Source organism: Pinibacter aurantiacus (genome assembly GCF_019130065.1).
In the GTDB taxonomy this organism is placed as follows: domain Bacteria; phylum Bacteroidota; class Bacteroidia; order Chitinophagales; family Chitinophagaceae; genus Pinibacter; species Pinibacter aurantiacus.
In genome coordinates this window covers 335,742-358,283 of sequence record NZ_JAHSPG010000012.1, presented here as the reverse complement: position 1 = coordinate 358,283, position 22,542 = coordinate 335,742, and the positions used below count along the sequence as shown (strand labels likewise).

12 protein-coding genes are annotated in these 22,542 nt (G+C 42.4%); 9 read left to right on the top strand and 3 right to left on the bottom strand.

Going from position 1 to position 22,542, the window contains the following annotated elements:
* Positions 1 to 4: 4 nt before the first annotated feature.
* From KTO63_RS16010 to KTO63_RS16000, 3 genes are all read right to left on the bottom strand, one after another.
* On the bottom strand, positions 5 to 3,082 hold the full coding sequence (locus tag KTO63_RS16010; RefSeq protein ID WP_217792379.1) for a SusC/RagA family TonB-linked outer membrane protein: 3,078 nt from the start codon (positions 3,080 to 3,082) through the stop codon (positions 5 to 7).
* Between the two features lie 19 nt (positions 3,083 to 3,101).
* Entirely contained in the window at positions 3,102 to 4,004 is a 903-nt protein-coding gene (locus KTO63_RS16005; protein WP_217792378.1) for a carbohydrate kinase family protein, read from the bottom strand.
* A 162-nt stretch (positions 4,005 to 4,166) separates the two neighbouring features.
* Positions 4,167 to 5,492, bottom strand: a complete 1,326-nt coding sequence (locus tag KTO63_RS16000) for a sugar porter family MFS transporter (RefSeq protein ID WP_217792377.1) — start codon at positions 5,490 to 5,492, stop codon at positions 4,167 to 4,169.
* A 257-nt stretch (positions 5,493 to 5,749) separates the two neighbouring features.
* Between KTO63_RS16000 and KTO63_RS15995 the strand changes: the two genes are divergently transcribed.
* From KTO63_RS15995 to KTO63_RS15955, 9 genes are all read left to right on the top strand, one after another.
* A complete protein-coding gene (locus KTO63_RS15995) occupies positions 5,750 to 8,530 on the top strand; it encodes a substrate-binding domain-containing protein (protein ID WP_232373202.1) in 2,781 nt (926 codons plus the stop codon).
* A gap of 170 nt (positions 8,531 to 8,700) precedes the next feature.
* Positions 8,701 to 9,294, top strand: coding sequence for an RNA polymerase sigma factor (locus tag KTO63_RS15990; protein ID WP_217792376.1), 594 nt, complete (start codon positions 8,701 to 8,703; stop codon positions 9,292 to 9,294).
* A 333-nt stretch (positions 9,295 to 9,627) separates the two neighbouring features.
* The gene (locus KTO63_RS15985) at positions 9,628 to 10,830 is read left to right on the top strand and encodes a FecR family protein (protein WP_217792375.1); all 1,203 of its coding nucleotides are present in this window, start codon (positions 9,628 to 9,630) and stop codon (positions 10,828 to 10,830) included.
* 159 nt (positions 10,831 to 10,989) lie between these two features.
* Entirely contained in the window at positions 10,990 to 14,463 is a 3,474-nt protein-coding gene (locus KTO63_RS15980) for a TonB-dependent receptor (RefSeq protein ID WP_217792374.1), read from the top strand.
* 11 nt (positions 14,464 to 14,474) lie between these two features.
* Positions 14,475 to 16,082 (top strand): RagB/SusD family nutrient uptake outer membrane protein, encoded by a 1,608-nt coding sequence (locus tag KTO63_RS15975; RefSeq protein ID WP_217792373.1) that lies wholly within the window; start codon positions 14,475 to 14,477, stop codon positions 16,080 to 16,082.
* 35 nt (positions 16,083 to 16,117) lie between these two features.
* Positions 16,118 to 17,260, top strand: a complete 1,143-nt coding sequence (locus KTO63_RS15970; RefSeq protein ID WP_217792372.1) for a SusE domain-containing protein — start codon at positions 16,118 to 16,120, stop codon at positions 17,258 to 17,260.
* A 121-nt stretch (positions 17,261 to 17,381) separates the two neighbouring features.
* Positions 17,382 to 18,524 (top strand): glycoside hydrolase family 76 protein, encoded by a 1,143-nt coding sequence (locus tag KTO63_RS15965; protein ID WP_217792371.1) that lies wholly within the window; start codon positions 17,382 to 17,384, stop codon positions 18,522 to 18,524.
* 146 nt (positions 18,525 to 18,670) lie between these two features.
* A complete protein-coding gene (locus tag KTO63_RS15960) occupies positions 18,671 to 20,824 on the top strand; it encodes a GH92 family glycosyl hydrolase (RefSeq protein WP_217792370.1) in 2,154 nt (717 codons plus the stop codon).
* Between the two features lie 191 nt (positions 20,825 to 21,015).
* Complete coding sequence (locus tag KTO63_RS15955; RefSeq protein WP_217792369.1) at positions 21,016 to 22,344, top strand: DEAD/DEAH box helicase; 1,329 nt, start codon at positions 21,016 to 21,018, stop codon at positions 22,342 to 22,344.
* Positions 22,345 to 22,542 lie beyond the last annotated feature (198 nt).

Genomic DNA, 22,542 nt, shown 5'->3' with positions numbered 1-22,542 from the left:
GTTGTTAGAATGATACGTTTAAGCCAAGTGTGCAAATGGCAGGAATAGGAAATGCATTGGTAGGAATTTCCGGATCTGCAGCAGTAAAGGATTTGCTTTTGAATGTGAGTAAATTGGTGCCTTGCACAAACACTCTCGCATTTTGCGCTTTCAAACCTTTAAATGCATGCTTGAGATTGTAACCAAGCTGTACCGTTCTAAGTTTTAAGTAAGATCCTTTTTCATAGAAGTAGGTGGATGTGCGGCCTTCATTATTTCTATTCACCAATGTAAGCGCCGGTATCGTTGAGTTTGCATTCTGTGGTGTCCACGCACTCAGCGTTCTTTGTCCCCAGTTCGTACCTACCCACAGAGAAGAAAAGTCAGTGTATGTTTTAAAATCATTGAACACATCATTTCCCTCAACGCCTTGTAAGAAGAAACTGAAGTCAAAGTTTTTCCAGTTCAGTTCCACATTCAAACCATAAAGAAATTTAGGATTGCCATCTGCAATAAAATCTCTGTCCTTGTCATCTATCACGCCATCGTTGTTCAAGTCTTTGTAACGGATTCTCCCAAGTCCTTTACCCACCTGATCCGCAGACTCCTGTACTTCTTTATCTGTTCTGAACAAACCATCCGCTACGTAACCAAACACTGCACTGCTTGAATGGCCAAGAATTGTTTTATCAGTTCCATTACCAGGATAAGAAGTTAACACCTGTTCGGGCAAAGAAGTTACTTTGCTTCTGTATGAAGAGAAGTTTCCTGTAACATTAAATGAAACGGTATTACTCAATGCACCATTGTAAGAAAGCAATACCTCATAACCTTTGTTCTGCATCGAAGCTCCATTGAACCAATAGTTTCCGCCCTCGCCTACAACAGCGAGATAGCCCGGGCTAATCAAAATGTCTGAAGTGTTTTTAATGAAGTAGTCAACTGAACCCGTTAACCTGTTGTTGAACAATCCAAAGTCCATACCGAAGTTAGATTCCTTCGTGCTCTCCCAGCGTAATGAGTCATTTGCCTGTTGTGTACGTGTAAACCCTGATGGTAATTGTCCTGAACCGTTTCCACTAATGTCGTAAGCACTGCCATTGTCGAAATCCCATGTTGGGTCAATGCCGTAGATAGCAAAGTACAATGCATATGTAGCGTAGTTTGCAATTTCCTGGTTACCTGACTTGCCCCAGCCATAGCGCAATTTCAAATCAGAGATGACTGATTGATTTTGCATGAATGCTTCCTTACTCACGCGCCAGCCAAGAGAAAAGGCAGGGAACATGCCATAGCGATATTCGCTACCAAATCTTGATGAACCATCGCGGCGCAACGTTACAGAAGCAAGATAGCGGTTGTCATAACTATAGTTCACTTTGCCAAAGTAGGAGAGCAGTGCATAGCCGGAACCATTACCTGTATTGTCTTTGTTTGATGAACCCGCATCAATATAAGCGTAGTCTATATTTTCAAGCGCATAACCCTGTCTTGATGCGGAAAAGTTTTGCGATAGATATTTGATCGTTTCTTGTCCCAATAAGAATTCAAATTTGTTTTTGTGGAGATCAAGATTGTAGTTAAGCGTATTTTGCCATATCCAGTTGCCGTTGTATGATTGGCTCGTTACCACCTGGTTGGACGGATCAGACAAGAAGCCTGAAGTGTAAGATTTGCGCAAAGTGCGTTGATACTGACCGTTGAAATCCGCACCCAGGCTGGTTCTTAAATGCAGGTTGGGAATAATTGTCCAGTCTGCAAAAACATTTCCAAACACACGGAAGTAGTTGCTGAAATTTTGTCTGTTGTCTTCAATAAGCCTTACCGGATTTTGTCTGTCCGTCATTCCCGGTGCAGGGCCGCCCCAGCCGCCATCAACTGTATGCACAGGTACAATTGGTTGCTGCACGAGTGATGAAAACAAAATGTCGCTCGTAGGAATAAGTGCATTGCGTATGTAAGTGAAATTTAAGTTTTCTCCGATTTTCAATTTACCATTGAAGTAGTTGAAATCAGAATTCAGTCTTGCATTAAACTTCTTGCTGCTGGAAGCTTTTACAATTCCTTTATTATCATAGTATCCAACAGAGAACATTGTGTTTCCTCTTTCACCACCGTTGCTTAAAGAAACATCATACTGTTGGATCAGAGAGGTTTGTGAAATTTCGTCGAACCAGTTGGTATTAGCGGGCTTCATTGTTTTGGCCGCATCGATGTATTCAGGATAAATGATCTTGTTTAAAACAGGATTGTTGTAATCGCCATTCCAATCGTATTGATAGATCTGGTTGTTGTTAGGATTTGTTTTGTCGTTAACAGATGCCTGCCAGTAAGCTTTACCCCTGCCATCTGAATCGAGCATTTTTTGTTTGGTTGTGTAAAACTGTGATGACACAGCAGCGTTAACATCCACACGTGAAAAACCTTTCTTTGCTTTTTTTGTAGTTACGATCACGACGCCATTTGCAGCACGCGAACCGTAAATCGTTGCCGAAGATGCATCTTTCAAAACCTGTATAGATTCTACATCATCAGGATTAAGATCCTGCAAACTTAGTTTGGTTGGAATACCGTCGATCACATACAAAGGATCGTTGTTTCCTAGTGTTCCGACACCGCGAATGCGAACTGTTGCGCCTCCCTGTGGAGAACCATCCGTTGTAATAAACACGCCAGGAACCCGTCCCTGCAAGGCTTTTGTGGGATTGCCTACAGGACTGTTTTTAATGTCTGCGATGTCCACAACAGACACGGCTCCGGTAAGATCTGCTTTTCTTTGTGATTGATAACCCGTTACCACAACTGTTTCCAGCGAAGTGGATGCGGATTCCAATGCGATTTCAACATTATCGTTTGTGCCAACTTTTACATCCAGTGTAAGAAACCCAATAGAAGATATTTGTAAATTTTCTCCTTCTTGTGACTGGATACTAAAGCTGCCGTCAGCACGGGTTGTTGTTACATTTGATTTGCTTTTTATAGTGGCGCTTTCGATGGGTTGTTTCGTGTTTCTGTTAAACACATGTCCCGTAATTTTCTTCTGTTGAGCAAGCAGCATTATGGAAAAAAATAACGCAGCAAGCATCGTTAATGTTTTTTTCATTACAGCAGTTTTTGTTAGTTTATTTAGTGGATCGAACGGTGTTGTCGTTGTTTATAAGTTCATGAATTTCATCTATGGTATAATCAGGACAGCCGCCGGCGCGTGATGCAACCAAGGCTCCCAGCGCACTGGCAAACGTCAGCGCTTCTTCAGGTGATCGTTGTTGAATAATGTTGGTCAGCATCGCGGCCAGGAAAGAATCGCCACTACCAATGGTATCCGCAACCTTTACCTTAAAGCCCTCATGACGATAGAGTTTGCCATTAGTGTTCATTAATGCACCATCCGCGCCGAGTGTAACGATGATGGTCGGTATGTCAAACTTCTCCTGTATCATCGCGATGCGATCAGCTGAACTTTTGAAATCTGCGAACCAGCCTGTAATAAGTTCCAGTTCACTTACATTCATTTTTAGAATATCTGCTTTTTGCAATAATGATTCTACAATGGCCCTGTTGAAATGTGGCGCACGCAGATTAATATCGAGCACTTTTGTCCGCGCTTCTTCCAGTAATGTAAACAGGGTGTCTCTTGATGTTTTATTGCGGGTAGCAAGACTGCCGAAAATAAAATACTGTGCATGTTTAACCAGAGGTATAGTATCGTCTGCCACTGCAATATTGTCCCATGCAACAGGTGCCACAATATCGTATTGCATTTCCCCATGATCATTGGCTGTTGCATGTACGATGCCCGTTGGCAAATGATAATCCAATTGTACGTGCTCGGTGTCAACATTTTTTTCTTTAAGAAAAGTCAGCAGGTCCTTGCCTCTTTCATCAAGACCGATACGTGAAATGAATGCAGGTGATTGTCCTAGCTGCTGTAAATGGTACGCAACATTCATGGGGGCACCGCCTGGCAGCGCACCAGAAGGGAGCAAGTCCCAAAGTATTTCTCCGTAGCTGATGATGTTGTTCATGGTAGTTATGGTTGTTAGTTTATAGTTGTTGGGGGAACAATTAATAATTAATAATTAAGAATTAATAGGTGCCCCACTTAAAGTATTTTGAACAGTCGTTTTTTTCAAAAGAGTAATGACTGATGCCTTTTTAATTATTAATTATTAATTCGTCAATGCCGCTTAGTGCATTACCAAAACATGCTCCAGCTGCTCCAAACTCTTCCCCTTCGTCTCTGGCATTATTTTCCATACAAAGAGCAATTGCAATACCATCATGACTGAGAAGAAAAGGAAGGTGTTGCCGCCGCCGAGTTTTTCAGTCAGCATGGGGAAAACAAAAGCAATGATCGCTGCCATTATCCAGTGGGTAAGGCTTCCGAGCGTTTGTCCTTTGGCGCGAACCTGGTTCGGAAAAATTTCTGAAATAAAAACCCAGATCACTGCACCTTGTGAAAAAGCGAAGAACGCGATGTACACAAGTAGCAAGATGGTCACCGTCATTCCGCCAAAATCGTTGATGTAAAATGCACGCGAAACGAGACCCAGTGTAATGATCAATCCAACGGAACCAATCAGCATCAACGTTCTCCTGCCTACTTTATCGATAAAGTTTAAAGCCAGTAAAGTGAAAAGAAAATTCACCGCGCCAATGCCAACGCTTGACAACAAAGAAGATTGTTTTCCCAAACCTGTCATTTCAAAAATGCGTGGCGCATAATATATAATAGCATTGATGCCGGAAACCTGGTTGAACACCGCAAATGTGATGGCCATAAAAACAGGCAAACGATTTTTGCGGGAAAATAAAGTCTCCGGTGCGGTTGATGATCCATGGGTCGCATCTTCCAGAATAGCCTTTGCTTCTTCCTTATAACCCAAGGGATTGATGACCTGCAAAACTTTTTCAGCTTCCGCTATTTTGTTTTTCTTCAGTATCAACCAACGCGGACTTTCGGGAACGTATTTCAATAACACTAAAAATAACAGCGATGGAATGAACTGAATGCCGAGCATCAGGCGCCAGGAAGTTTCTCCCTGTTGGCCAATGATATAGTTGGATAAATAGGAGATGAGGATGCCCAGCACAATATTAAATTGAAAAAGTGCTACGAGGCGGCCTCGAGATTTAGCAGGAGAGATTTCGGAAATATACACTGGTGCGGTTACAGAAGAAGCACCAACGCCAACGCCACCGATGAATCTGAAAACTAAAAAGAAATACCAGTTGGTGGCGAGAGCAGTACCGGCTGATGCAATAAGGTAAATGGCCGCGATCATCACCAAAGTGGTCCGGCGGCCATATTTCTCTGACGGCATGCTTCCTATTAGAGAGCCAAGAATTGTTCCTATTAATGCGATTGAAACCGTGAGGCCATGTTCAAATGGACTAAGGTTCCAATACTTTTGAATCGCTTGCTCTGCTCCAGATATAACTGCAGTATCAAAGCCAAACAAAAAACCTCCAAGGGCAACAATCACGCTCCAGGCGATAACTTTCTTATTCATGTGGCAAACAATAATTTCAACAATGATACTCTGGTCGGAGGCTGTTTGTCTTTCAATCCTATTTCAATTTCTTTCCATTTGGTTCCATTTTTTAAAATGGCGATAAGTTGTTGTTTACAAGTCTATTGCAGTGAAAGATTTGAAGATTTGCGATTAGCTGTTTTTAATTTTGTTTCATTATCGTTTAGAAATTATTTCATTTTGGAGGCTGAAGTTTTGAAATAAAGGAGATACATTTATAGTATTGATTGCCGCTTATGAAATTGCTTGCCCTCCATACAAAGAATATTTTTTGGCTGCCGGTCATTATCATCGTGTGTTTCTTATTTCAATCCTGCAATTCAAATAACAACCAGAAAAAATTTCGCATTGGGTTTTCGCAATGTGGAGATGCCGACTTTTGGCGCAAGTCAATGCTTGGAGAAATGAAGCGTGAATTGGCGTTTCACCCGGAAATGGAACTCATCTATAAGCAGGCAGATGACAACAGTCCAAAGCAGGTACAGCAGGTAAAAGAATTGTTGAATGACAAAATTGACCTGCTCATTATTTCTCCCAACGAAGCGAAACCACTGACGCCGGTGGTGGAAGAAGTTTTTAATAAAGGTATTCCGGTGATTGTGGTGGATAGAAAAATCGCGTCTTCTTTATACTCAAATTTTATTGGAGCAGATAATTACCAGTTGGGCAAAATGGCCGGCGAATATGTTGGCTCGCTGCTGCACGGGAAAGGTAATATTATAGAAGTAGCGGGATTGCCTGAATCTTCTCCGGCTATTGAACGTGATCGCGGGTTTCGCGACGGCATTCTGCCCTTCAATAATTTGAAATTGATTCAGCGGGTAAATGGAAATTGGGTAAAGCCAAAGGCGCAAACCGAAGTTGGATCGCTGAAAGATAAGCTGCCTGAAACGAATCTCATCTTCGCACACAATGATGTCATGGCACTTGGTGCATACGAGGCCTGCAAAGATGCAGGAGTGGATAATGTAAAAATCATCGGTGTAGATGCATTGCCGGGAAAAGGCGCAGGGATGGAGTTTGTTGATGACAAGATATTAACCGCATCATTGTTGTATCCAACGGGAGGAGCTGAAGCAATTCGCAATGCGGCGAAAATATTGAACGGACAATCTTTGGGAAAAGAAACGTTGTTACAAACTTTGGTGGTTGATTCTTCCAATGTGCGATTGATGAAATTGCAAAGCGACAAGATCCTCAACCAGCAGGAAGATATTGAGAAGCAGCAGGAAATGATCGTGGAGCAAAAAAGGATCTACAACACACAAACTTCTTTTGTGTACGTGCTCACGTGTATGCTCGGGCTGGTGATTTTCTTTGCGGTGCTATTGTGGTATTCGCGCAATGCCAATAAAAAGATCAATACAAAACTGGCGCATCAAAACGAAGAGATATCGCGACAGAAAGAACAGCTCATCGAAATGTCTGCAAAAGCAGAAGCGGCGCACGAAGCCAAGTTGAATTTCTTCACTAAAATATCTCATGAGTTCCGCACACCACTTACACTGATCACTGGGCCAATTGATGAAGTGTTGGAAAATCCAAAGCTGCAAACGCAGACAAGGCAACAACTTTCGCTGGTTAGAAAAAATGCAACAAGGCTTTTGAAACTGGTAAATCAGTTGATCGATTTCCGCAAGATCGAGTTTAATAAAATGAAGATCAAGGCAACGGAAACTGATCTCGTTGGTTTTTCAAACGAAATTGTACAAGCCTTCCAGGACATTGCACGCAAAAGAAATATTGATTGTCGTTTGCTTACAAAGGAAAGACAACTACTTGTTTGGATCGATACAACCATGATGGACAAAGTGTTGTTTAACCTTCTTTCCAATGCATTCAAATTCACGCATGACAATGGTTCTATCAGTTTGAGCATAGAGAAGAATAGTGATACAAACCAGGCGATACTAACCGTGCAGGACACTGGCATCGGCATGACGCCGGAAGAACAGGTGCACTCATTCGACGCATTTTACCAGGGCGATTACGAAAGTCATAAAGGCTCCGGCCTTGGACTCGTGTTGACAAAAGAATTGATTGAACTGCACCATGGCTCAATAAATGTGCAAAGCAAAAAAGGCAAGGGTACAACCTTTACTGTTGTGCTGCCACTTGGGAACACGCATTTCTCCACCGACGAAATTGGCGAAGATGAAACTGCCATGTTTGTTGACAAAGACAATAACCTGTTTACCGCAGATTTGTTGCCTGCACAAGATGTTGTTGAAGACAAACCAATTGAAAAAAATGATGGCGACAGAGCTACTGTTTTAATTGTAGAAGACAACCCTGAGTTGAGGCAGTTCCTTCATTCACAGCTTTCCGCTAAATACGAAATTATAGAAGCAGAGAATGGTATTGCAGGTTTGCAAAAGACGTTTGACAATATGCCGGACATTATTATCTGCGATGTGATGATGCCGGGAAAAGATGGATTGACATTGACAAGGCAAGTCAAAAGCGACATTCGTACTGCACATATTCCTGTTATTTTGTTGACCGCAAAAGCAACCGCAGAGCAGCAGGCCGAAGGGTTTAAAAACAATGCAGATGCCTACATTACAAAACCTTTCAATTTTCAAATCTTAAATCAAACGCTCTCCAGTCTGCTTTCGAACAGAAATAAATTGAAAGACCATTTTACTACAGAGATACCTGCAGAGATACGCTCACAAGGCAACAAAAAATCTGATAGAAAATTCCTGGCAGACTTTGCATCTGTTGTTGAAAACAACATTTCGAATGACCAATTTGTGATTGAGGATATTTGTAAGGAAATGGGTATTTCCAAAGTGCAATTGTATCGCAAAGTAAAAGCCTTGCTTAACACGAACATCAACGAATACATTCTGACAGCACGCCTGCAAAAAGCAAAATATTATTTGCAGCACGAAAATCTTACCATCGCAGAGGTCTCTTACAAAACAGGTTTTTCATCACCGGCGTATTTTTCAACTGTCTTCAAAAGCAAGCTGGGCGTGACGCCGAATGCGTTTAGGAGCGCAGGAAATTAATAATTAATAATTAATAATTAAGGGGTTGCACTCCTCAAAAATGTGGCTGTAGTCAAATCGATCATTAAACAGTTTGCGTAAAGTTTCGATGGCCGACCAATTAATTATTAATTATTAATTATTAATTATTTTCCTATTTTTGGTTTCATCACTCTTATAACCATATAGCAGTGTTAGATTATTTGCCTGAAAAAGAATTATTCAAACTAATTGCCAATGGGGATGAAGTAGCCTTTGCTGCTTTGTTTAAATCCTACGCGCCTAAGCTTCATGCCTTCTTATTCAGCCGCACTCATAATGACTCCAACGCAGAAGAACTCGTTCAGCAAACTTTTATTCGCATTTGGATGAACCGCGAAAAACTCGGTGACATTGACAATCCGAATGCATGGATATATAAAGTGGCGGCGAACGAATGCTATAAAATGATCCGCTCTCAAATGGTAGCGGAGAAAGCAATGACAGTTGTTGCCAACAAGTCGACTGAAGTAAATGAGCTGGAAAATCCAGGCGAGCAACTGCACTATAAAGAGTTGGAAAACAACCTGCAAGCGGCCATTAATGCATTGCCCGAGCAAAGAAAAAATGTGTACATACTCAACCGCCAGCACGGCATGAATACCGCGGAGATCGCAAAGGCATTGAATATCTCACCTAAAACTGCCAAGAATACTTTAGCGGCATCTTTGAAAAGCATACGGGCATTTCTCTACAGCAAGTACGACTATCTGTTTATTGTTATTCTGCTTAAATCGATTAAGTGAGGAATAATTTGAAAATTTGAAGATTTGAAGATTTGAAAATGAACAGCCACAACACCCAACTCATAAGGCACACGACTTGCCCGTCGGGCATCAATGTCAATAGAATCAGGCATGAGTCCAAATTTGTCCGTAGGACATTGCCAAGGCGTTGGCGAACAGCAGCCTTTTTATCCAAATGCTTATCTAAATAAAAAATCTTAAAAAAATTTGGAACCCCGATGGGCCTTTTTCTTTTCCCAGGGTTCTTATTATTAATTGAAGTAAAAAGTAAAAAATCGAAAGTCAAAAATCAGGGCCCTTTTTGAGTTTTGACTTTTGAATTGAATCGTCATTATGGATCAGCAAAAGCTACAATATTTACTGAAGCGTTATTTCGATAAAGCATGCACGGAGAGTGAATGGCAGGAGCTATTTGCAGTAATGAATGATGCTGATAAAAAAGAAGAGGTACAGGAATTGCTGTCAACCATGATGCAGCATGAAGGAGCACAGGAATTTGAGTACAATGAAACAAAATGGGAGCCGGTACTGAACACCATACTAGCTGAACAAAAGCAAGCTCCTTTATCAGTTGAAAGCGAAGAAGAAACGAATGTTGTTGAAATGCAGCCGCGTCGCAGGATACAATGGAGATGGATTGCCGCGGCGAGTGTTATTCTATTGTTTGCTTCTATTGCTGCATTGAAATTTTCATTCTGGAAAAATAGCAAAGGAGAGCAATCCGCTTTTGCAGGAAAAGTGATAAAGCAGGAACATGCGATCTTAACGCTTGCTGATGGCACACAAATAGTGCTTGACAGTGCAGAGAATGGACAGCTTAGCCAGCAGGGCAACATCAAAGTGATAAAGCTGTCAGCCGGACAAATTGTGTACAGCGGAAGAACAGAAAAAGCCAACAGTCAATACAATACGATCACCACACCCAAGGGTGTGCAGTATCAGCTGACATTGCCAGACGGAACAATGGTTTGGATCAATGCCGCGTCATCATTGAAATTCCCTGTTTCTTTTGATGGCGATAAAAGGGAAGTGACACTAACCGGTGAAGCGTATTTTGAAGTGGCAAAAAATAAAGCCGCATCCTTTACGGTTCATGCGAAAAGCAACGACATACAAGTATTGGGAACCCACTTCAATGTAATGGCATATGATGATGAGGAAGCGACGAACACTACGCTGCTGGAGGGAAAGGTGAAAGTAGTAGCAGAAAATGGCAATAGTATTTTGCTCAAACCAAATCAGCAGGCACAATACAGAGAAGGTGGAAATATAAAGGTGAAAAATGATGTGGATGTTGACGAGGTGATGGCATGGAAAAATAACTTCTTCATTTTTCACGATGCTGATATAGAAACCATCATGAGGCAATTATCGAGATGGTACAATATCAATATCACTTACAAAAGCAAAGTGAAATATCTGTTCCAGGCTGAGATCCCACGCAACCAGGCTATGGACTCAGTGCTGAAAGCGCTGGCCCTTACCGGAAACGTTCATTTCGAAGTAAAAGGAAATGACGTGACTGTTACCCGATAAATAAACCGTGAATGTTTTTTTAGAATAACACAAACATTTAAATAAAGCATGTAAAAAAACGGAGTGTTTGGTAAATCGTTTTCCTAATAAAAACACGATTTACGCACACATTAAACAACTGCCCGGCTCAATTATTTTATAACCTTAACTTTCAAAATTATGTTTTGGATTGCTTGCAAGGCCAAAAGCGCTATCGCTTTAGGTAGTAGAGTCTTTTGCGCAATGAGGAAAGACCACTACACTCAAAAGCCCGACAATAAAGGATCGGGACACCTTCACGTCAAATTCACTTTTATTATTTTGTTTGGTTGCCTGCTGCAGATCTATGCAAAAGGGCTATCACAAACAGTAACGCTTTCCGAAAATAAAGCTTCACTGGAAAGTGTTTTCAAAAAAATCAAAAAGCAAACGGGGTATGGCTTTGTTTACACAAACTATGTGCTGCAAAAAGCAAACCCTGTAACGGTGCACATTTCCAATGCTTCAATTGAAGAAACAATGGAGCTGTGCCTGAAGGATCAACCGCTCACTTACTCGATCACCAATAAGATGATCAGTATTAGTGAAAAGAAGCCTTCTGTGGAAGCACCGTTGAAAACAATGGAGCTTGCGACAACAATTACCGCTCCGCCAATTGCCATTGCAGGTAAAGTAGTGGATGAAAACGGTGCAGCTGTGCAAGGGGCAAGCGTTGTTGTAAAGGGCACCACCATTGGTGTTTCCACCAACGAAGTAGGAGAGTTTAAAGTGAATGTGCCAGACAATAAAGCAATCCTTGTAATCAGTTCTGTGAGTTTTGAAACACTGGAAGTGCCTGTTGGCAATCAAACAGTGCTACGCATACCAATGAGGAAATCGCAGGAAAAAATTGAAGAGGTGGTGGTGGTGGGATATGGTACACAACGAAAAGTGTCTGTAACGGGCGGCGTGGATGTAGTGAAGACACAGGCGCTTCAAGGCAGACCGAATGTGAACGTTACGCAGGCTTTACAGGGAACTGCGCCGAGCCTTATTGTACAACAAAAATCTTTTGAACCCGGACAAGGCGCCAATATCAACATTCGAGGTGTCGGAACCTTAGGTAACAATGATCCGCTTGTGGTCATCGATGGGATCATCGGCGGTGATTTGAACCTTTTAAATCCGAATGATATCGAAAGTATTTCTATTCTCAAAGATGCCGGAACGGCTGCCATTTATGGCTCCCGGAGTGCGAATGGTGTTATTTTGGTAACCACAAAAAAAGGAAGCAAGTCAGATAAAGGAACAGTTACTTACAATGGAATCGTGAGTGCCGTTCATCCGCACATCTGGCCAAAAGCTGTTCCCGGTTATGAAAACATGATCCTTAAAAACGAAGCGATCATTAATGCAAATACTGGACAGGTGCCAACTTACACGCCTGCTGAAATACAAGCCCAGAAAGACAGGGGCGATTATGAATGGTTCCTTGACGAAATATTGAAAGATGCCATTCAGCAAAATCACAACTTAAGCATCAGCGGAGGAAAGGATAAATCTACCTACATGATCTCGGCTGGCTACATGGATCAGCAAAGCAATTTTGTTGGACCCAAAAAAGGATTGAGACGTTACAACTTTCGTATGAATCTTTCCAACGAAGTCGGCAAGTTGAAATTCACAACTATCCTTGCTTACACGCATACGGACATCAATGATCATTCATTCAACACGGGAACGTTGATTGTAGATGCAGAGAGAACACCAAAATATTATCAGCAAAAAGATAGCCTGGGTCGCTATCTGACCAACGATGTGTTGACAGAATTCAACCCGCTTGGCATTTTGGAAAAAGGTGGCTATCGCCAGTATGATAACGATAATATTTTCGGAAGCATCAATGCCGATCTCGAAATTTTTAAAGGCCTTCACCTGAAAGGAATATTTGGAGCAAATCTCACAATGAACCACCAGTATTACAAAACTGACTATGTGCCTTTCTATCCTAAAGGACAGTATGGTAACATCGCAGGTTCATCTACCGGAGATGCGAACGATAAAAATCTATACACGAACCCGCAATTGTTACTTGAGTATAGCAAATCACTTGGTCAGCATCGAATTACTGCGATGGCAGGTGTTACAAATGAATCCTATACCGGAAAGTCAAATAAAGTTGGTTATAAATATGCGTCGCCAGACCTGGGTTTGCAGATAGATACTACAAAAGCATCTCTTGATATGAACTCGTTGGCAACTACGCCGCAAACCACGACAGAGAATAGTTTGAACTCATTCATCGGAAGATTGTCTTATTCATTTGCTGACAAGTATTTTGCCGAATTCAACTTTAGAGAAGATGGTTCATCGAAGTTTGCAAAAGATCATCGTTGGGGATTTTTCCCATCGATCTCCGGAGCATGGCGCCTGGGAATGGAAGATTTTTATGCAGCGAGCGATATAAAGAACTACATCAACGATGTTAAAATCAGAGCTTCATACGGATCACTCGGAAACCAGAACGTTAGCAACTATCAGTGGCAAACAACCTACTTCACGTTTGCAAACGCTTATGGTTTCAACAACAACGTTGTTACCGGTGCTGGCTTTAATACTGCGAATCCTGATTTAAGATGGGAAGTGGCGCAAACTTTCAACATCGGTGCCGACCTTACTTTCTTCAAAGGAAAACTGACAGGTTCATTTGATTATTTCCACAAGCTTACAAAAGACATTTTGATGAGACCTCCACTGCCAGGCACTTTTGGTGGCGGACAAGTGGACTTCAACGTGGCTTCTGTGAAAAATCGTGGATGGGAAGTGTCGCTGAACTATAATACAAGCGGCAGGATTTTTCGCCACAGCATCAACTTTAACATCGGCGATACGCACAATGAAATCGTAAAAATGGCCGATGGCAAACCACAGATCAACGGGCTTGAAGAGTTGCAGGTGATTTATGCAGAAGGCTTGCCAATTGCATCTTACGTGGGTTATAAAAGAGATGGTTATTTCCAGAATCTTAATGATATAAAAAACAAACCAAAATTTTCGGGTCTTGATGTGGTGCCCGGAGATATCAGCTACAAAGACAAAAACGGTGATGGCGTAATTGATGATCAGGATCGTTTTGTTCTCGGAAACCCTTTCCCACGCTATACTTTTGGCTTTAACTATACACTTGGCTGGAAGGGATTTGACCTCGGTATTTTTATTCAAGGTGTCGGCAAACGTGACTTCGCCATTCGCGGAGAGTTGGTGGAACCCTTCCACGTGAACTACTCTTACGTAATGTTTGAGCACCAGTTAGACTACTGGAGACCAGACAATATCAACGCGAAATACCCACGGCTGGCGGTAGGTGGAAGTGCCTCAAACACCAACAACTACAGAAAAGGATCTGACCTGTATATTTTCGATGGTGCTTATGCACGCTTGAAAAATGTACAGTTGGGCTACAGTTTGCCATCCAATGTTGCACGTAAAATAGGCATGCAGAAATGCCGCGCATATCTCACCGGACAAAACCTACTTACTGTTACAAAGAATTCTTTCATAGATCCAGAATCAACAGAATTTGACAACAAACTAAATGCGGGGAATGGCGCCAATAGTGGCCGTTTGTATCCGACTTCAGTCTATTATGGTTTTGGTCTTGACTTAATTTTTTAAACGATCTCATTATGAAAAAAACATTGAAAATATGTATGGTGGCGCTGCTTGCTCTTTCTGCCTGCAAGAAGCTGGACCTCGCGCCCACCAACAACTATACAGATCTTAACTACTGGACATCTGCGGACAAAGCCAACCTGGTTTTGAATACGGACTACAATCAAATGACAGATGTAACCAACGTCTTCTACAACGAAGCGCTTTCCGATAACGCATACAATGGCCGCGGAGACGCACAAGGCGTTAACTCTATTTCGGCAGGCATTTATGACCCGGCTCTTGGGAGGTTAAAGAGTGAGTGGGGATATCACTATCAAGGCATCAAAACAACGAATGTATTGTTGGAAAATATTGATCTCGTGCCAAACATGGATGCAGCCCTGAAAGCAAGAATGATCGCTGAAGCACGCTTTCTTCGCGCCTTTCATTACTTTCAGCTGGCAACATGGTTTGGAGACGTTCCTTATTTCACGAAGAATATATCAATTGAAGAATCACGCACCATTGCCCGTACGCCGCGTGCAGAGGTGATTGCCAATGTATTGAAAGAGTTAGATGAAATTGAAACTGTGTTGCCGGTAAATAAGCAATACACATCAAAAGATGTTGGCCGTATTTCAAAAGGAGCGGTGATCGCGCTGAAGGCAAGAATACAATTGTATGAAAGCAATTGGGCTGCAGTGGTTACAGAGTGTGAGAAGTTGATCAGCAAAACAGATAACGGAACTTACGGTCTGTTCCCGTCTTATGAAGGATTATTTCTTCCGCAAAACAAGAACAGCGTTGAAACCATACTCGGTCGTGGCTTTGTGCCTTTAGACGTTACACACGGAGAGTTCATTGACTTTGTTCCATTGTCGATTGGTGGTCGCGTAAACGCAATGGCACCTACACAGGAACTGGTTGATGACTATTTGATGGCAAATGGCAAAACGATTCGCGAAGCCGGTTCAGGTTACGATGAAAGCAATCCCTACGTAAATCGTGATCCGCGTTTGGGTTTAACCATTGTGTATGATAACTACGCATGGAAGAAACCAGATGGTACCACCGCTACGATCAAAATCAAACCCGGTTCCAATACTTTGGATGAATACAAATCAGGAACATCATCTTCACCAACCGGTTATTACATCCGCAAATATTATGACCCAACAAGCGGAAGCACTTTCGCATCTGGTAATGACGTAATGCTTATCCGTTACGCTGATGTACTGTTGATGTATGCAGAAGCAAAAAACGAACTGGGCCAGATGACAGGTTCCATATGGGGCACCACAGTGGGAGCTGTTCGTCAAAGAGCGGGCTTCACGGGAGCTGCGCTGAACTTTAACGCTGCATGGTCGAAAACAGATATGCAAAACATCATCCGCCGCGAACGCCGCGCTGAGTTTGCCATGGAAGGTTTGCGCATATTTGATATTCGTCGCTGGAAGATTGCACAAACTGTTTTAAATGGTACGGTGCATGGCGCAAAATTCGGCGATTCCGGTGTTGACAACGGCTATATCATTGCAGGCAAAAGAAGCTTTGATCCTACAAAGCATTACCTGTGGCCGGTTCCAAGAGATGAAAGAGGTTTGAATCCAAATCTTTCACAAAATCCCGGCTGGAACTAATACGGTATAATTTGAAAAAACAAAAAAGTAAAACAATGAAATCTTTATTCAATACAACCATATTCTTAAGCACACTCATTATGTTGTTTGGCCTGCAGGCTTGCGACAAAAAAGATAATTTCAACACCAATGTAACTGCGGTAAAAATGTTCTTCTCTCCCGAAGATAATGCCACGGTTGATCTTACAAAGACCTCCTCTGCATTGTTTGAGTGGGGCCAGGCAAGCGCAGAAGATGGCGGCCCAGTACTCTATACCATTTCATTTGTAAAAGAAGGCGGTGATTTTGCGAAGCCTTTGTACACGATGACTTCAGATGGTAACGGTTTATACAACCGCGCAACGCTTAACAAAGAGACATTGAACAAAGTAGCAAAGTTGGCTGGCCTGCAACCATTGGAATCGGGAAAATTCTTGTGGACAATCTATTCCACAAAAGGAATAAACGCAGTGAAAGCAGCGGAAACAAGAACGGTAACAATTAAACGTCCTTTGGGTATCGACAATCCGCCTGCTGAAGTTTACATCACGGGTAGCGCAACTGAAGGTGGCACCGATGTTTCGAAAGCTATCAAATTAAAATTAACGGGTTCAGGCACGTACGAGATTTATACATCACTTAAACCAGGCACTTATCATTTTGTCGACAACATCACCAGTTCAGCTCCTAACAAATATTATATCGATGGCAACACGATCAGGGAAGGTGAAGGCGAAACAACGGTTTCTGGCGCCGATACAAAAGTGTATCGCATGAATCTTGACTTCAGTACCATAGCAGCAAAGTTCATGCAGATCAAAGGACTAGGATTATGGTTTGCACCAAACAACACCATTCAGTTTGATTTGCCTTACGATAAAAATGGTACATGGTCAGCGAAGAATAAACTGATCACTTTCAAACAGGAAAGCTGGGGTGGTGACGAACGGTACAAATTCAGAATGCAGGTGAATGATGGGACTGCAGACAGTTACGAATGGTGGGGCAGTAAAAATGCGGATAACAGCAGACCAAGTTCATCCACCGATCCATCCTTCTGGTATTTGTTTCCTGTAAATAGTTCACAATGGGATAACTGTTTCAAATTCACCGGTGCAGCTGATACTAAGAATTGTGATATCAACATGTATTTCTCACCGGATAAAGCGAATTATACGCACGAAGTAATTGTGAAATAGTTGTTGGTTATTAGTTGTTAGTTGTTAGACTTGAAATTCAGGTATCCTTAATTAAGGGCAGTATAGTTGAATGTAAAGTCTAACAACTGGCAACCAACGACTAACAACCTAAACTTAAGTCATGAAAAAAACACTCCTCATAGCAACAGCAGCATCACTCGGTTTTATCGGATGTACAAAAACGTACGACTACGATTTTACTGCAAATGACGGTATTGCGCGATACGATATAAACTGGAACGCCGCGGCAGATAGCAGCGACGCGTTCTTGATAAAAAATTACTGGAACGGCTCGGGATATTTTAATAAAGACAATGCCAATGATGTTACATTCAACTACTGGCCACAGGCACATGCATTGGATGTAATGGTAGATGCATACACACGCACGAACGACAGCAAGTATTCGGAATACTTTGCAAAATGGTACGATGGTGTAAAGCAAAAGAATGGCAATACCTTTCTGAATAATTACTACGATGATATGGAATGGAATGCCCTTGCCATGTTCCGTGCCTACAATGCAACCAATGACACGAAGTTCAAAGATGCGGTGACTCAATTGTGGACCGATATAAAAGGAGGCTGGAACGATGTGCAGGGTGGAGGCATTGCGTGGAAAAAAGATCAAACCTATTACAAGAACACACCGGCAAATGCGCCAGCCTGTATTCTGGCTGCACGTTTGTATCAGAAGAATAGCAATGCAGATGATCTTGCATGGGCCAAGAAAATATACAATTGGCTAAAAGCAAACCTTCGTGATCCCGCAACAGGTTTTGTAAATGATGGCATCAACAGGAATCACGATGGAGGTGTTGATAACTGGGCATTTACCTACAACCAGGGAACATTCATTGGTGCGGCACTTGAGTTATACAACATTACGAAAGATGCCTCTTATCTCAACGATGCGATGCGTACTGCAGACTACACATTGAACAACTCTTCCCTTACAACAGCTGATCGTTTGTTGCATGACGAGGGCCAGGGCGATGGTGGTTTATTCAAAGGGATTTTCGTGCGATATTTTTCTCAGCTGATCACCAACCCTGATCTGCCAAAGGATACAAGAGATCGTTACTTGAACTATCTGAAGTATAATGCGGAAACAATGTGGTTCGCAGGCACCAATAAAACGATCGGTATTTTTGGAACATACTGGAAAACTGCACCTGCATCAAACGCCGATTTAACAACAGAACTGAGCGGTTGCATGCTTGCAGAACAAGCGGCGTATCTGAAGAAGCAGGGAACGTTTTAGTGGAGAGTGGAGAATGGAGAGTTGAGAGTTAATTGAAAATTGAAAGTTGAAAATTGAAAATGCGTAGGGGCGAATCGCATTCGCCCTGCTGCACCTGAACGGGGCACGCGTTTTAAAAAAATGTAGCATAACAACGACAACCGGTCATGAACAAATGGTATAAAAAAATTGGGAGCATTGCGTTCACAAGTTTAATCGCGATAACTTCCAACTTGCACGCTCAAACAACTTACACAAAATACGTGAACACATTTGTCGGAACGGCACCAATGACCGATCCTAAAATTCTGGGGTATGCACTTCCGCAGGGATGGCGATCATGGGCAGGGCTTACATTTCCCGGTAGTTCAGTTCCTAATGCAATGGTGCAGTTGAGTCCCATCACAGCCTATGGTTCCGGAGCCGGATATCAATACGAGGATTCTGTTATCTATGGATTCACGCATACCAACAAAGGCCACTGGAACCTCTGTAACATTCCGCTGCTGCCGGTGTCAGGTGCGCATGAAAAGTTTGGTTCCCGGTTTACACATAAGCAGGAAAGTGCGTCGCCGGGTTTTTACCAGGTATATCTGCAAGATTACAATGTAAATGTAAGTTTGACGTCAACCCCAAGATGCGGCTTTCACAAATACGAATACAAAAGCAACGTTGACCGGCAAATACTGTTTGATCTTGCGAAGGCTAATAACCATGTTTCAAACTGGCACATTGAACAGGATGGAAAGTATGCTGTTAAAGGGTTTCAGCAACCGGGCGAAAAGATTTATTTCTATGCGGTGATCAACACGCCAATTGAAAAAATTGATACTGTTGCAGAAGGTAAACGCAATGGCTATGCACTCGTTCATTTGGCAGACGACACAAAAGGGCCGGTTGAAGTAAGAATTGGTTTGTCGTTTGTAAGCGCTGAAAACGCAAAACAAAATCTCGAAAAGGAGATAGCTAACAGGTCATTTGCTGTTGTAAGAAAAGAGGCGAATGATACCTGGGAAAAACTGTTGTCAACCATACAAATAACGGGAGGAACGGAAAAGCAAAGAGGAATGTTTTACTCATGCCTGTACAGATCGTTCCTGTGGCCCGCTTTGCGCAGTGATGTGAACGGCGAATATACTGACGCCAAACACAATGTTGTGAAAAGTGGTTTTGACTACTACACTGAACCTTCTTTGTGGGACACTTATAGAAACAAAGATGTGTTGCTCGGACTCATTTCTCCAAACGTAACACTGAACGTAATCAAATCATTGAAAGACGTTGGCGATAAAACGGGCTTTATTCCTACATTCTTTCACGGCGATCACGCGGCATCTTCTATTGCCGGCGCCTATTTGAGAGGTATCGATGATTTTGATATCAGAGGCACCTATCAATTGCTTTTAAGAAATGCAAATGTGGAAGGCGGGACTCGTTCTTACATAAGTGAGTACATTCACAAGGGCTATATTTCTGAACCCGACATCGCCAATCCGGTAGTGGAAACAAAAGCGAAAGCAGGTGTTTCCAAAACGCTTGAATATTCTTACGATGATTATTCTGTTGCACAACTTGCAAAAGCTTTGGGTGACACCGCGAATTACAGGATATTGATGGCCCGTTCAAAAAATTATAAAAACGTTTTTGATCCTTCTACGAGATTCATGCGTGGACGGTTGGAGAACGGCGACTGGGTTCAACATTTCAATCCGCAATATCCTTACTACGAATACATGTATCGCGAAGCAAATGCGTGGCAGGTTTCGTTCTTTGCACCGCACGATATGACCGGCCTCATTGAGTTATACGGCGGCCCCAAAGGTTTTGAATCAAAGCTGGATTCGCTTTTTTCATTGCCATGGAATCCGAATTATATAGCACGAAACGTGGAAACAATGGTCGGACAATACTGCCAGGGAAACCAGCCGGATCATGAAGCGCCATACTCTTACATCTTCATCAACAAGCCGGAGAAGTCGCAAAAAATAATCGACTACATTTTAAACAACCTTTACGGTATTGGCAAAGAAGGCATCGAACTAAGCGGAATGGATGATGCAGGTGAAATGTCAGCCTGGTATGTGCTTAGCTCACTTGGTTTGTACACATTCTCCGCCACCGACCCGAAATACATTGTTACTGTTTCGCTTTTTGATGAAGTGAAGTGGAAAACAAGCAGCGGTAAAATGGTAACCGTTATCAAAAAAGGAAAAAGCCGGAATTTGTCTTCCATCAATGTAAACGGCAAGAAACTGGAGGGATATTTCGTATCGCATGATATCTTCAAAAACGGCGGTACCGTTGAGGTGGTGACCAAATAACAGCTGATCATCATTTTGTTTAACGGGCTTCGACAAGCTCAGCCCCGCCGGAACCAGCGGGACTGGGCTTGTCGAAGCCCGTCCGATCCGGTTCATCCGGGCGGGCCTTTCTGTTAAAAGGACTGCAGTGAAGTAGAAGCACTCTCAGGAAAAGTTTCAGGGTCGCCAATATTCTTCCGTACTTTTGGGGCATGCAATCTACAAAATACGATCTCCCTCAAATATTGACGAACCTTAACATTGAAGCATTAAACGAAATGCAGCAGGCTTCAATTACGGGTAATGAGCAGCATAAGGATGTGATCCTGCTGTCTGCTACGGGCTCGGGAAAAACACTTGCATTTATATTGCCTGTGTTGGAAGTTCTAAAGCCCAAAACAAAAGGCACACAAGCATTGGTGATCGTGCCATCTCGGGAACTTGCCATGCAAATAGAAAAAGTGTTCAAGCAGTTAGGCACAGGCTACAAGATCACTTGTTGCTATGGTGGACACAAAAGAGAAATTGAAGAAAACAACCTGATAGAAGCGCCAACGGTAATTGTAGGCACCCCGGGACGCCTTGCAGATCACATTCGTCGTGAAAATATAAAGACTGATCACATCCACGCTTTAGTGCTGGATGAGTTTGATAAATCACTGGAACTGGGCTTCCAGGAAGAAATGTCAGAGATCATAAAACAACTCCCTGGATTGCACAAACGCATTCTTACGTCCGCAACAACTTCTGTCGAGATCCCGGATTTTGTTGGATTGAAAGATGCTGCTACACTCAATTTTCTTTCGGATCAGGATGGCGCTGACAAGGCACTTGAAGTTAAACAGGTGCTATCCCCTGTCAATGATAAGCTAGAAACGCTTTTTAATCTTATTTGCTTTCTCGGAAACCGTTCTACCATCGTTTTTTGCAATCACCGTGAAGCAGTTGAAAGAGTAAGTGAATACCTTTCTGATAAAGGTATCGTGAGTGTTTTTTATCATGGAGCACTTGACCAGCGTGAAAGAGACAGCGCTTTGGTGAAATTCAGAAATGGCACATCGAATGTGTTGGTTACAACGGACCTGGCTGCACGCGGTCTGGACATTCCAAATATCCGCTACATCATACATTATCATTTGTCGCTGACAGAAGATACTTACACACACCGCAATGGTCGTACGGCGAGAATGGATGCCAGTGGTACCGCTATATTGCTAATTGGTGCCGATGAAAAAATGCCAGCATATGTAACGGAACCTGTTGAAGAAATAAAGCTTGACGGCGAATATGAAGTGCCTGAAAAACCCAAATGGAGCACGCTTTATTTACCGCACGGCAAAAAAGATAAAGTAAACAAAATCGACATTGTCGGATTTCTTACACAAAAGGGAGAATTGAAAAAAGATGATATCGGATTGATTGAAGTAAAAGATTTCTTCTCCTTTGTAGCAGTGCGCAAATCAAAAGTTAGTCACACTTTGCAGCTTATAAAAGAACAGAAGATCAAGGGCAAGAAGTCGAAATTTGAAGTGGCGAAATAATTCTATACTCATTGTCCTGAAAATTGTTGAAACACGCAATCAGTGTAATGAGGCTTCGACAAGCTCAGCCTGACAGCATCCGTAGGGTGTCAGGCTGAGCTTGTCGAAGCCTTTTCGATTGTGACGAAACGCCGCTCTCCTCTAATGCATCAGGCTTTGGCTTGCATCACAGCTTCTTTAGCAGTAACTTTAAAAAAG